Consider the following 13,955-nt stretch of genomic DNA (forward strand, 5'->3'; position numbering starts at 1 on the left):
TTAAAAATCTGTAATTGTGCTCAAGGACGAGCACAGCCCGCTCCCCGACAGGACGTCGGATGGAGCGGGGTAAGATTTTTAAATAAAGCAGCCTTTAGTACTACTCTATGAACTGAAGGTTTCTCAATGATACATATATGCGTTAGCCAAGTAATCTTACATGCCGCCATTTTGCTGCACTTTACTTATATTACGCTGTTCCTCTTACTATAAGTTTTGGTGTAAAGAAGATTATTTTTTCTCCATCTTCACCATTTATATTTCTAACTAGCAATTCACAAGCACTTTGCCCCATTTCATATATAGGCTGAGCTATTGTAGTAAGTTCTGGTTCAACGAATTCAGTTATCTGTATATTATCAAATCCCATTATACTTATATCATTTGGGATAGAATAACCCATTCTAGTTAAGACTTTTATTCCCCCTAATGCCATAAGATCATTGCTATAAAAAATTGCATCTACATTACTTAGGGATTTTAAGATTTTTTTTGTAGCTTCCATTCCACCTTGTAAAGTTATATCTCCTTGAAAAATTAAATTTTCATCATATATTTCTTTACTCTTCATAAAGATTTTATACCCTTCTAATCTCTTTTTGAAAACATGATGTTTTGTAGGTCCGCTTACAAAAACAATTTTTCTTTTTCCCTTAGAGTACAGATATTCTACGCCTTCCATAACTCCTTCTTTATTTTCACAATAAACACCAGATTCATCTTTATATCCATCAATATATCTATCTACAAGTACAAAAGGAATGCTATTTGACTTTAAATGTGAAATACTGTTTGTACTTTTCCCTCCAGATATCAAAATAACTCCATCCACTTGTTTACTTATAAGAAGCTTTATATACATATTCTCCTTATCTTCTGAATTATCAGTGTTGCATAAAATTACATTATACTGCAATTCACTTGCTGCATCCTCGATAGCTCTAGCAATCTGTGAAAAGAATGGATTCATTATATCAGGAATAGTTATACCTATAGTTCCAGATTTATTTGTACTTAAACTTCTAGCTATAGAGTTCGGAATATATCCAATTTCTTCTATAATATTAAGGATTTTTTCCCTTGTAGCCTTACTAATACTTCCATCCTTCTTGTTTACTACCATAGATACTGTGGCCTTTGATACCCCAGCTCTATTAGCTATATCCATTATAGTTGGTTTTTTCATGCTATTACCCCACTAAGTAAAGTATTTATCGACTGCCCGCTCTAATACTCTCCTCTCCTTGAAAGTTGGAGTAAAGAGCGGCTACGTCCCTGGATAACGATTTCCCCTAAAAGATAACGACTTTTAAGGAGTAAAACTCCTAAGAATTCTGTTAATAAGCTTCAGTGGGAGTAAAAACTCCCTCTGGAGCCAAGAACTCTGTTTATATAATAGTTAACTATAATTATATCAAAATTTTTCAATTTGTCTCTAAAAATTAAGATTCAGAAAAATTTCTGAATCTTAATTCATTCTAGTTTTATTATTTTTTAGTTATAACTTGAAGATTAACAGGAATTTCACTTTGTACATTTTCGCCTTTTATAGCTTTAATTGCATTTTCAACAGCTATGCTTCCCATTAAGTCTGGTTGTTGTGCTATAGTAGCTGCCATTTCTCCACTTTCAACAGCTTTTTTAGCATCTTCATTTCCATCAAACCCAACAATGATTACATTTTTATTAGCTGTTTTTAGAGCTTTTACTGCACCTAAAGCCATTTCATCATTATGAGCAAATACTGCATTAAAATTAGGTGTAGATTGAATTATATTTTCCATAACATTTAGGCCTTTTGTTCTATCAAAATCTGCTGCTTGGCTTGCAACTACTTTAACATCTGCTTTTCCTTCTATACCCTTATGGAAACCTGCACCTCTATCTCTAGTTGCAGATGCACCTGGTATACCTTGAAGTTCTACTATATTTGCTTTTCCATTAAGCTTTTGTAGAATAAATTGTGCAGCCATTTCTCCACCCTTAACATTATCTGAAGCTATGTGAGATAAAACTTCTCCACCATTTGCTTTTCTATCAACTGTTAAAACTGGTATCTTTGCATCATTTGCAGCCTTTATAGAGTTAACTACTGCATCACTATCTGTTGGATTTATTATCATAGCTCCAACACCTTTTTGAACTAAGTCCTCTACATTTGATCTTTCTTTTGCTGCATCATTTTGTGAGTCAAGAACTATTAATTCATATCCAAGCTCCTTTGCTTTCTTTTCAGCTCCATCCTTCATTGAAACGAAGAAAGGATTGTTTTGTGTTGAAATTATCATACCAATCTTTTTATTTCCACCATCGGCAGTTCCTGCTCCACCAGCACCTGTGCCGCCTTTACTACAGCCTGTTAAACCACCAATTGCTAGTAATCCTGTTAAAGCTATTGATAATAGTTTTACTCTTTTGTTCATGTTTTTTCCTCCTTTATTCTTTATATCTTAATGTTTATTATTTATCCTTATCTACTATTTATTCTTTTTATCAATCATAACTGCTAATAAAATAACTAAACCTTTAACTATTAATTGGTAGAATGGTGATACATTCATAAGATTTAATCCATTGTTAAGTACTCCTATGATTACAGCACCTATAATTGTACCAACAATACTTCCTTCTCCACCTGCTAAACTTGTTCCACCAAGCACTACAGCTGCTATAGCGTCTAATTCAAATCCACTACCTGCATTAGGAGAGGCTGAACCTATTCTGCTTGTTACTATTATTCCACTTACTGCAGCCATAGCACCACTAATTACATAAACTAATGTCTTTACTTTATTTGTATTTATTCCTGAAAGTCTAGCTGTGTCTTCATTACCACCTATAGAATATACATATCTTCCATATCTTGTTTGATCTAAGATGTAATAGCTAAGTAAGAATATTATCACAGTAACTATTACTGGTATAGGCATTCCAAGAATTTTATCATTTCCAAGAACCATAAATTTTTGTCCAAGTCCTGATACTGGAGTTCCGTTTGTATAAACATAAGTTACTCCTCTAAAAACCGTCATACTTACTAATGTTGCAATAAAGGCTTGAATTTTTCCTCTCGCTATTATTATTCCATTTAATAGTCCAATTATTGCACCAATTGCTAATGCAACAATAACAGCTAAAAACACATTCCCTGTTGATTTTACAATGGAAGCAGCAACTGCTCCAGCTATGGCAAGAATAGATCCAACTGATAAATCAATTCCTCCAGTTAATATAACGAATGTCATACCTGCTGCTATAACAGCATTTACAGAAACTTGAGTAAACACGTTTCTTAGGTTATTTATAGTTAAAAATCTTGGTGTTAATATTGATAATATTATGCAAAGCACTAATAAACCAAATAAGGATTTATATTTCACTAAAAAATTTTTAAAATTTGCCTTCATGGTGTACTCCTCCTTTGTTCTTTGTATCTATGAAATTATCCACCGATTGCACATTTCATAATACTTTCCTGAGTAGCTTCCTCTCTTGAAAGCTCTCCTGTAATTTTACCTTCATGCATTACAATTACTCTATCACTTACTCCTAGTATTTCAGCCATATCTGATGAAATCATTATTATAGCCTTGCCCATGCTCTTTAGCTCGTTTAATACTTCATATATTTCTTTTTTTGCTCCTACGTCTATTCCTTTCGTTGGTTCATCTATAATTAATACTTTAGGTGAAAGCATAAGCCATTTTGCAAGTATTACCTTTTGTTGATTTCCACCACTTAGATTTCTTATCAATTGGTTTTGATGAGGTGTCTTTATTGATAACTTTTTAATATATTCATCAACTTGTAATCTTTCTGCGCTCTTATCAATTTTCATTAATCCATTTTCATAAGCTCTTAAATTAGTCAATGTCATATTTTGTGCTACACTCATATTTAGTATAAGTCCTTCTTTCTTTCTGTCCTCTGAAAGATAACATATACCATTCTTTATAGCATCTGCTGGAGAATTTATATCTACTTTTTCATCATAAATATATACTTCTCCTGAAGATTTTTTGTACTCTCCAAATATAGTCTTTGCAAGTTCTGTTCTGCCTGCTCCCATTAGACCTGCAACTCCTAGTATTTCTCCTTCCTTAACTTCAAAATTAATATCTTTCAAAATATCACTTAAAGATAAGTTGTTAACCTTTAGTATTGTTTTTTCTTTTTGGACTTCTTTATATGGGAACTGTTCTTCAAGTTTTCTTCCAACCATCATAGTTATAAGATCATCTTTGTTAACTTGACTAGTCTTTACATCTCCAATATGCTTACCATCACGTAAAACTGTAATTGAGTCACTTATTTCAAATATTTCATCCATTCTGTGTGATATATATATTACAGCTATTCCCTTTTCCTTTAACTTTTCAATAACTTTAAAAAGATTTCTAGTTTCCACATCTGTTAAAGCTGTAGTTGGCTCATCCATGATAATAATTTCTGCATTTTTAGTTAGAGCCTTTGCAATTTCAAGCATTTGCATTTCTCCAACATTTATTTCTCTTACCGGGATTGTAGGATCTACATTACATCCTATTTGCTGAAGAAATCTTTTACTCCTCTCTATCATTTCAGATTTATTTATTCTTCTTGTTAGTCCGTTAAATTTCTCGTTACCTAAGAATATATTTTCCGCTACAGTTAAATTTGGTAGTATACTTAACTCTTGGTGAATAATAGTTATTCCAAGAGCTTCTGCATTCTTTATACCATTTATTTCAACTTCATTACCATCTACAAATATCTGTCCTGAATCCTTTTTATATACTCCACTTAATATTTTCATAAGTGTTGATTTTCCTGCGCCATTTTCACCTAATAGAGCTAAAACCTCTCCACCATAAGCCTTTAAGCTTACATCCTCAAGTGCTTTTACACCTGGGAAAGATTTTGATATCTTTTTCATTTCAAGCAGAGGCTTTCTTTCGTTCATAATATATACCTCCTTTGTTTTATGAACAGTATTCTAAGATTTAATCTAAAATACTACTCCAGATTTTAATATTATATTTGCATATGGAGTTTGCTCTCCTGTTCTAACCACTGCCTTGCACTTTCTTAAATTTTGCTTTAATTCTTCATGAGATATAAGTTGTATCTTTACATCTCCAATAATAGCTTTTATCTCATCATATATTTTAGGGCTAACTTCCACAGTTTCCTTGGCAAGAACTACCTCCTCAACTTGAAGTTCCATCATAACAGCTTTTAGTGTATCTATGAATGATGGAATTCCATTAATTAGAGCAAGATCAATTCTCTTTGTTTCCTCTGGAATAGGAAGTCCACAATCTCCAATAGCTAGCATATCTGTATGTCCCATTTTAGATATTACTTCTGATATTGATGAATTTAAAATTCCAATTTTTTTCACATCTATTCCTCCCCATATATTTCAATTACGTCTTTAAGATAAGGTATGGAAGGCTGTGCTCCTTCTTTCTGAACAACTATACTAGACACTTTATTACCAAATATAATTGCCTCTTTTAATGAATTGTAATTAAAATTAGCTACATCTAATTTGCTAGAAAGGCCACCTATAAAACTATCACCAGCTGCTGTTGTATCTACTGCATTTACTTTATATGCAGGTATTATTTCTGCTTTATCCTTAGTGATTAAAGCTGCTCCTTTTTCACCAAGAGTTACAATTACATATTTAACTCCTTCTTCTAAAAACTTATCTGCACCTAATTTAGCTTCTTCTAAATTTTCTACCTTTATGCCTGTAAGCTCAGAAATTTCAGTTTCATTTGGTATTATTACATCAGTGTATTTGTAAAGTTCACTAGGAATATTCTTTGCTGGAGCTGGATTTAATATTGTTATTTTTCCACTTTCCTTTGCATATTTAAAAGCTTCTATTGTAGTATCTATAGGAGTTTCAAATTGAGCTATAACCATATGACATAGCTCTATAGCCTTTTTAGCTTTATCCATTTCTTCTGAAGTTATTGTCATATTTGCTCCTGGTACTACAATTATTGAATTGTTTCCTTCTTCACTAACTGTTATAACCGCTGTGCCTGTAGGTACTGTATTATCCTTAAATATATAGTCAACATTTATGTTATCGTTTACAAGGCTTGCAGTTAATTCTTCACCATTTTTGTCTTTACCTACTTTACCTACCATAAATACTTCTGCACCAGATCTCTTTGAAGCTACAGCTTGATTAGCTCCTTTTCCGCCTCCTGCATTTTTAATATCTTCACCAAAAATTGTTTCACCAATTGCTGGCATTCTTTTAACATTTAAAATTATATCCATATTAATGCTTCCTAAAATGCAAACTTTATTCATCCTATCACCTTCTTCAATATAATTTACAATTTATTATATTATTCTGAATAATTCGCTATTACTTAACCGGTTTACTTAACCGGTTAAGTAAATTTTATAACAAACTTAAAACCTTGTCAATACTTTTTATTTTTTGTTATTTTCCTTTTTTATAACCTTCTTCTCATATCTTCCATACATTAAAAGTGCTGCCACAGTAAAGAATATAGGGCCAACAATCATCCATATTGTAGATTTAATATCTCTATTTGTAGCTGGTTCAATTATAGTAAAAAAGTTAGCAAAACCAACAGTAAATGTAACTATTACAGCAGCTAAAAGTCCGCTAGTATAGCTTTTAAAAACTACAAATGGCTTATTTATTTCACTTTTCTTTTTAAAGGCAGCAAAAGCTCCTGATATAAATAAATAAGGAAGTGTCATTGCTACATTAGTCATTAGTACTAGCTTGTTAAAAAATTGAGCGGCACCTTCTCCCCCAAAGGATACTAGTAAAATTATTAGTGATACAATAGCACATTGAACCCACATTGCTTTTAGTGGCATCCCGTGCTCAACTTCTCCTATGTTTCCTGGCCACAATTCATTTGGAGTTCCTTCTATTATTTGTTTAAGTGGAGCATAAGATAATGTAAAAAATGCACCTGTTAATGCTAAAAACATTGAAAATCCAACAAATCTAGCAACCCAAGCTCCCATGGATAACGCTGCTGTAGTATTTAATCCAAAGCTTTGTCCTAGCTGATATCCCAAATTATGCATAACTACATAGGCAACATTCCCCATATGTACTTCTTTCGCCGATAACACTTGACTCCAGTTAGTAAATATTCCATTTAAAAATATTCCTACAGAATAACCTACAGCAATAATTATTGCAGCAACAGTAATCCCCTTTGGAAAATCTCTTTCTGGATTCTCTGTTTGATCTACAAGACCTCCTACCACTTCTATACCACCATAGGCAAAAATAGCAAATACTAAAAATGACAGTATTGCAATAGGAGATTGGTATTTCGGATTAGGAGATTGTACTAAAGCTCTAGTTGTAAGTGGTTCTGCTAAATTACCGCCATTTGCAATTAATACAATTAACGCTCCAATAAGTAGTACTATATTTAACAATGCTACCGCAGTACCTCCTATGGATGTAAACTTAGTTATTTTCTCTAGACCTCTTGAAGCAGTAAATGTTACTACTATAATCCAAGTTACTCCTAATATACCTAAAGTCTGTGTTGAACTTAGCCCAAATAATGACCAAGTAGAAGTTATATCTTTTCCAAATATTGAATTAGATAATGGAATCCAAATAGTTGAAGAAATATTTACCATCCATATTATATAAGATGCATACCACATAAATGTGCCGACAAATGCATATTTAGGACCAACAGACTTTTCCATCCATGAATAAATACCGCCTTTTTCATTTTTAAATGCTGATCCATATTCAGCCATCATAAATGCAAAAGGAATGAAAAATGTTATTGCAGATAGGACATACCATGGTATTGCACCATATCCCATTAGATAATAGGATCTAGGCATATTAGCAAAACCAAATACTGAAGTAAAGATCATTAACACTAAGGCCATTAAAGTTAGCTTTTTAATTTCTTTTGTATTCTTATCCACCTATCATCTCTCCTTAAGGTATTTTTCTTAAACTTATTTGATAAATATAGTTATATGTAATTCTTCATAAAATACAATTATTCTACAAAAATTTTTTAACTCTTATAATTCTCAAGAGATCCTTAGTAAGAATTATATCAATCGGCTTATTAAAAAAGTGCAGAGCACTTTAGCCCGATTAGGGTGTCATAGTTTTAGGCGTAGCCTGCTGAAATAGTATTAGTACTTTATTGATATCAATCAATTGAGAAATATAGAATTACAATCAAATTATATATCTATTAAATAAATAATTAGCCTTAATAGAGGTACTAGTTTAAAAATATCAGATTAAAATAAATTGCTAGTTATAGATAAAAAAATAAGATAGCTTTTTAACTATCTTCAATAATATATACTTAGTAACTTTGCAGTGCGGCTACGCCATGCAAAATTATCATTTTGATTTTTGAAGTCCTTTTAGTATTTACTGTAGTAATTATTAGTTGTAACTAATTAAGGCATGTAAGATTACTGGCTAGCATATATGTATCATATGAACTGAAGGTTTCTCAATGATACATATATGCGTTGGCCAAGTAATCTTACATGCCGCTATTTTGTTGCACTATACTTATGTTAACGCTTTGTTTTTCATATAGATTCTATATACAATTTCCTCAATTAGCGAGAATAAGCTTGTAGTTATAAAATATAATCCTATGGCTACAGGTGCTTTTATAGTTAGTATTATACTAAAAATAGCCATTGAAATTAAATTTCCTTTTGTAGTTCTAGTTCTTTTTATACTCTTGAAGTAGTTTAAGTAAGACAATAAGCCCGGACACATAGAAACTAGCATATATATTATAGGTATAATAAAATACTTATCCGCTATTTTAATGCTAGATACCCAGGGAATTATAAACGTTCCCACCTCAGCAGGCATTTTTGTAATAACAAAATATAAGGAAGAAATTATAGGTATTTGTAGCAAGCTTACTAAACATCCAAGCATACCCTTAGCACTTTCTTCATAGTGCTTTTTCATTTCAGTTTCAAGCTTTTTCTTATCATTGCTATACTTTCTTTTTAAATCTTCAATTTTTCGAGACATCTCCTGCTGTTTATCAAGACTAATCTTTTGTTTTATAGATATTGGAAGTAATGCAAGTCTAACCAGTAAAGTCAATATAATTATGGACACTCCCCAGTCTCCAGTGAAATTGAAAATAGAACTTAACAGTGTATTTAAAATATTAAAAATGATATTCATATTATAATCTCTCCTCAATTAATAACTTTTTATATTAGGAATATCATTTCTAATTAAAAATGTACACAAAATCTCCATATCTGATATTTTTCATAGGACACATAATCCTCAATAATAAGTAATTTTAAAAAGCTGCTTATCTTCGTAAAAGTATATTTAATTAGTCTGCAGCTTAAAGCTCTAACATCTTTTTTCAAAATACTTATACCATATATAGCCATGCTGCTTAAGAAAATAATTATGGTCATTATCTGCAATACATAAAATGTATCTATCTTCATAAACTTTACCTCTTGTTATATAATACTTTGTAAACTTCAATACTACCTATTATTAATAATATCATAAATACGTATAAAATATTATTAATAAAATATAGTGTATAGTTTAACGCCTCAACTCCAATAAAGGTTTTAATTATAGCCTGTGATCCTAAAACTAAAACTGCAAATACTATAAATGCATAAGCACTTTTTGTACTAATTCCCTTGTATATAAATAGTCTTTGATATAATGAAAGGGAGGTTGTTTTTCGCTTTTCTATTTTTGATATTGGAACAATAATTAGTGCTATAGCATTAGCTAGTATAAACTGCTCTAATGTTATACTTAGATTTAAGCTTTCATTACTTACTCCACCCACTATAGCAATAATCAAAGAAATTGAGATCATCCACACTAAATATTTTTGAATATGATTTAATAATTTATATATGGAATTTTTATCACTGCTGTATTCTTCAACTATTGACTTGCAAAACACTTCATAGTCATTACCAATGAATAAATCTACAGTTTTATTCTCAATTTGAGCTTGAAGCATCATGTCCATTATCTGTTGTAAAATATCTTCTTTTTCTACTTCTCTCAGCTCACTACACTGAATATATGAAACCATACTTTTAAACAATGATAAATTAGTTGAATTTAATTTTTTCTGCTCTCTTAACCTTGTATAATGAACTCATAGTAAATTCATTATACTTTTCCTTTCTTAAAGATAATTTACTATAATAACATAAGACGCTGTGGATTAGTTTTTTTACATATAGCTAGACTATTTAAATTAGGATATAACCACAGCTTTATGCTTATTTGTTAATTAGTTAGATAACGCATGACGTTTTATATAGAGCAAGGATACATTTAGCATAAAGTGAGTGGAACATAGCGGACTAAACTATAAGGAGTGTTCTTATGATTTATATTGGAATCGATGTAGCTAAAGAGAAGCATGACTGCTGTATCGTTGATTCAGATGGTGTTATTATTAATGATTCTTTACGTATATCCAATTCTCGTGAAGGCTTTGAATTGCTTTATTTCTCAATTCTTTCCTCTCTGCCTGACAAGGATATTTCTAACGTAAAAATAGGACTTGAATCAACAGGTCATTATAGCACTAATCTCCAAAACTTCTTGTATGCTAAAGGTTTCAAGCTTTCTATTCTCAACCCTTTAGCTACAAATCTTTTCCGTAAGGCTCAAACCCTTAGGAAAACTAAGACCGATAAAACGGATGCATTAGTTATTGCTAAAATGCTCTTTTCTGATGATACAAAATCCTATTCACCAGTATCATATCAGATTCAAGAGCTAAAGTCACTAACTAGACATAGATATCGTTTAATCGGTTATAGAGGAAAATTAAAAATATCAATAACAAGACTAATAGATATCATGTTTCCTGAACTACCTAAATACTTTTGGTCAATTCATCAAAATTCCTCTTATTGCCTCCTGTCGGAGTTACCTGGTCCGCAGGACGTGGCTAATTGCCATCTCACTAAGCTTACTAGTATTCTAAGTAAGGCTTCTAGGGGCAAATATGGAAAAGATAAAGCTACCGCTTTAAAAGAAGCCGCTAGGCATTCAATTGGAACTAGCACAAAATCTTTATCTTTTGAATTACAACAAACTATTAGGTTAATTCAATCAGTTCAAGCTGAGATTGATGCTTTAGACCTTCAAATAAAAGAAGTTGTTACCGAGATTAATTCTCCAATAATGAGTATTCCAGGTATCTCATATACTCTAGCAGCTATAATACTTTCTGAAATTGGAGATATAGAGAAGTTTACAAGCCCAGCTAAACTTTTAGCATTCGCTGGATTAGATCCTTCTACATATCAATCTGGTAAATACAGTGCTTCTCATACACCGATGGTAAAACGTGGCTCTACATATCTCCGTTGGGCTATACTTACTGCATCTAGAACTGTTTCAATGAGAGATTCAACCTTTGCATTATACTTATCAAAGAAACAGTCAGAAGGTAAGCATTACTATGTTGCCATGAGCCATGTTGCTAAAAAGCTTATACGTGTTGTATTTTATCTTTTAAAAACCAATACCACATTTATTCCACAAATGTAATCCTGACTTTTTAAAAAAGGCAACTAGGTTGCTTTATTTGTCATGCACTTTTTTAAGAAACTAAAAATATAACTTTTCTTTTAAAATTACCTTGACTTCATATAGTTAGTCTAATTTTTTTAAGTCTCCATTCTAATACCATGCTTATCCCTCCAAAACATTATCAATATTTTGCTTAATTTCTTTCCAAGAATCTATGAAGCTTTCCAGTTCTCCTATTCCTTCTTCTGTAAGATAATAATATTTTCTCATAGGTCCAAGTGGAGATTTTTTCATTACCGAATAGAGAAACTTTTTCTTTTCAAGCCTTATTAGTATAGGGTATACACTTCCCTCTGAAACATCTTTAAATCCATAGTTTATTAACTTTTCACATATTTCATATCCATAAGTCTCACTTTCTCTAACAATTTTCAAAATACATCCCTCTAGCAAGCCCTTTAATATCTGAGTAACATTTGCCATTTAATCACCTACTTTGCAATACATAGTAGCTTATATTCTTTATAATACTCTGACTACTATGTATTGTCAAGTAGTCTCTTAAATAAAAGCCTATGTTTTAAGAAATTGTTAATAACCTATAATATCGAAAATGCAAAGACCCCAGTGGTTGTGAACAAAGTGTGGATGACAATTGTAGTTACCTGCTATCATCATGCTCCGCCTAAAACCTCGTCACCCTAATCGGGTCAAAGTACTATGCCCTTTCTTAGGAAACTATTGACATAGTACTTACTGTAGCTAGCAAATTATTTATATTCTTAATATTATTTATCATTATAGTTGTAAATACATGTATATAGTATAAGCAATAGCGACCTTGATTTACTAAATTCTGTAGTTACCCAAAATAATAGATAGGTTATTTTATAGAACGCTTTGTTTACCTCATACTATTTACTATAATACTTTTTAATTGTAACTAATTAAGGCATGTAAGATTACTGGCTAGCATATATGTATCAATTGAAGAAACTTTGAAGGAATAACTAGTAGTACTTAAGGCTGCTGTTTTAAAAATCTGTAATTGTGCTCACGGACGAGCACAGCCCGCTCCCCGACAGGACGTCGGATGAAGCGGGGTAAGATTTTTAAATAAAGCAGCCTTTAGTACTACTCTATGAACTGAAGGTTTCTCAATGATACATATATGCGTTAGCCAAGTAATCTCACATGCCGCCATTTTGCCGCACTATTCTTACATAACGTGTTTATTATGTCTGCTGCTATTTGAATTTTACCTTTGCTATGGAATTATCTTCTGTAAAGGACGATACATTGTACAATAGCAGCACTTCATTTAAATTAAATTGTTTCATATAATCATCTATATCCATATTAAAATACCTTAGGTCAATCATATGAATTTCATCATAATGATTGGTCAAAAATGGAACCAAGCTATGGGCATAAGAATCCTTTAGTACTAGCAGCTTTCTACCAGTATTAGCTCCAGTAGATATAGTTACAAGAGCATGATTCCCATCTAAGAAAACTGAATACTTATCCTTTTTTTCTAAATGACTTAACTCATATAAACTACTGCTAGATTTACCGTCATCTAAATATTCTACCTTATATTTAAGCTCTACTTTAGGCTTAAATATATGAATAGAATCTGGATTGATAAATCTATAATTTCCTTTAGAATAAAGAGTGCCATAAAATTTATCTGTTACCTTTTCAACATTAAAATCATCTATATTTAGAGGACTATTTTCCATAGTTAAAGCCAAGTTTTTATAGGCATAATATGCACCTAGAGATGTCCAATGATGGTCCGTCTTGTAATAAATATATTCATCTTTATGTGAAGCTAAATCATTGTACACATCCACAAATTTCACTTTAGTATTTAAATTCTTTTTAACTTCATTAATTATAGACAACTGATCTTTATGTGGAGCAAATTTAGGCAGCTTTTCTTTCAACATTTCTGCAGAATTAGGAGCTAAAAGAAAGTACATAGATGTAGATGGATTATCTTTGGCAAAAGTATTTATAGCTTCAATATTTTTATTGAAAATATTTTTATCAACTTTATCAACTTTTTGAAGTAAGTATCCATCCTTTCCAAGGTAAACTCCATTGCTATCCTTTTTATGAAGCCCAATCTCTACAGCTGACTTCATGCTTACCCAAAAATCTCTGAAAGCAAATTGGTCGGTAATATACTCTTCATAATCTGTAGTAAACTTTCCTTTTAAAAGTTTGTCCCATGAAAAATCAGGCCTTTTTTTCAGTACCCTATTTTCTGATTCTGAAAAATTTTTATCTGGAATTATAATATTTAATGCTGCTACAATCAATAAAAAAGCTGCCATTATAATAGTCAAAAACTTATGATATACCTTCAAAGCTTATTCTC

13 protein-coding genes are annotated in these 13,955 nt (G+C 31.3%); 1 reads left to right on the forward strand and 12 read right to left on the reverse strand.

Annotated features, from left to right (window positions below; all coding sequences use genetic code 11):
* Nucleotides 1-190: 190 nt before the first annotated feature.
* The 10 genes from ACWW38_RS05100 to ACWW38_RS05145 form a co-directional block, all read right to left on the reverse strand.
* Nucleotides 191-1,186, reverse strand: coding sequence for a LacI family DNA-binding transcriptional regulator (locus tag ACWW38_RS05100; protein WP_456259728.1), 996 nt, complete (start codon nt 1,184-1,186; stop codon nt 191-193).
* 301 nt (nt 1,187-1,487) lie between these two features.
* The gene (rbsB, locus tag ACWW38_RS05105) at nt 1,488-2,423 is read right to left on the reverse strand and encodes a ribose ABC transporter substrate-binding protein RbsB (RefSeq protein WP_456259729.1); all 936 of its coding nucleotides are present in this window, start codon (nt 2,421-2,423) and stop codon (nt 1,488-1,490) included.
* Nucleotides 2,424-2,477: 54 nt separating this feature from the next.
* A complete protein-coding gene (gene rbsC / locus ACWW38_RS05110) occupies nt 2,478-3,407 on the reverse strand; it encodes a ribose ABC transporter permease (protein ID WP_456259730.1) in 930 nt (309 codons plus the stop codon).
* Nucleotides 3,408-3,442: 35 nt separating this feature from the next.
* On the reverse strand, nt 3,443-4,942 hold the full coding sequence (locus tag ACWW38_RS05115) for a sugar ABC transporter ATP-binding protein (protein WP_456259731.1): 1,500 nt from the start codon (nt 4,940-4,942) through the stop codon (nt 3,443-3,445).
* 45 nt (nt 4,943-4,987) lie between these two features.
* Nucleotides 4,988-5,383, reverse strand: a complete 396-nt coding sequence (gene rbsD, locus ACWW38_RS05120) for a D-ribose pyranase (protein WP_456259732.1) — start codon at nt 5,381-5,383, stop codon at nt 4,988-4,990.
* 2 nt (nt 5,384-5,385) lie between these two features.
* A complete protein-coding gene (gene rbsK, locus ACWW38_RS05125; protein ID WP_456259733.1) occupies nt 5,386-6,315 on the reverse strand; it encodes a ribokinase in 930 nt (309 codons plus the stop codon).
* Nucleotides 6,316-6,441: 126 nt separating this feature from the next.
* Nucleotides 6,442-7,953, reverse strand: a complete 1,512-nt coding sequence (yjeM, locus tag ACWW38_RS05130; protein ID WP_456259734.1) for a glutamate/gamma-aminobutyrate family transporter YjeM — start codon at nt 7,951-7,953, stop codon at nt 6,442-6,444.
* 613 nt (nt 7,954-8,566) lie between these two features.
* On the reverse strand, nt 8,567-9,208 hold the full coding sequence (locus tag ACWW38_RS05135) for a YidC/Oxa1 family membrane protein insertase (RefSeq protein WP_456259735.1): 642 nt from the start codon (nt 9,206-9,208) through the stop codon (nt 8,567-8,569).
* Nucleotides 9,209-9,261: 53 nt separating this feature from the next.
* On the reverse strand, nt 9,262-9,489 hold the full coding sequence (locus ACWW38_RS05140) for a hypothetical protein (RefSeq protein WP_456259736.1): 228 nt from the start codon (nt 9,487-9,489) through the stop codon (nt 9,262-9,264).
* A 5-nt stretch (nt 9,490-9,494) separates the two neighbouring features.
* Nucleotides 9,495-10,106 (reverse strand): hypothetical protein, encoded by a 612-nt coding sequence (locus ACWW38_RS05145; RefSeq protein ID WP_456259737.1) that lies wholly within the window; start codon nt 10,104-10,106, stop codon nt 9,495-9,497.
* A gap of 299 nt (nt 10,107-10,405) precedes the next feature.
* Between ACWW38_RS05145 and ACWW38_RS05150 the strand changes: the two genes are divergently transcribed.
* Nucleotides 10,406-11,584: an IS110 family RNA-guided transposase gene (locus ACWW38_RS05150; RefSeq protein WP_456257925.1), complete on the forward strand. Its 1,179-nt coding sequence runs from the start codon at nt 10,406-10,408 to the stop codon at nt 11,582-11,584.
* A gap of 144 nt (nt 11,585-11,728) precedes the next feature.
* Here the strand turns inward: ACWW38_RS05150 and ACWW38_RS05155 are convergent, their stop codons facing one another.
* Both ACWW38_RS05155 and ACWW38_RS05160 read right to left on the reverse strand, forming a co-directional pair.
* Nucleotides 11,729-12,049, reverse strand: a complete 321-nt coding sequence (locus ACWW38_RS05155; RefSeq protein ID WP_456259738.1) for a PadR family transcriptional regulator — start codon at nt 12,047-12,049, stop codon at nt 11,729-11,731.
* A 764-nt stretch (nt 12,050-12,813) separates the two neighbouring features.
* Nucleotides 12,814-13,944 (reverse strand): DHHW family protein, encoded by a 1,131-nt coding sequence (locus tag ACWW38_RS05160; RefSeq protein WP_456259739.1) that lies wholly within the window; start codon nt 13,942-13,944, stop codon nt 12,814-12,816.
* Nucleotides 13,945-13,955 lie beyond the last annotated feature (11 nt).

This window comes from Clostridium sp. JNZ J1-5 (assembly GCF_053901425.1).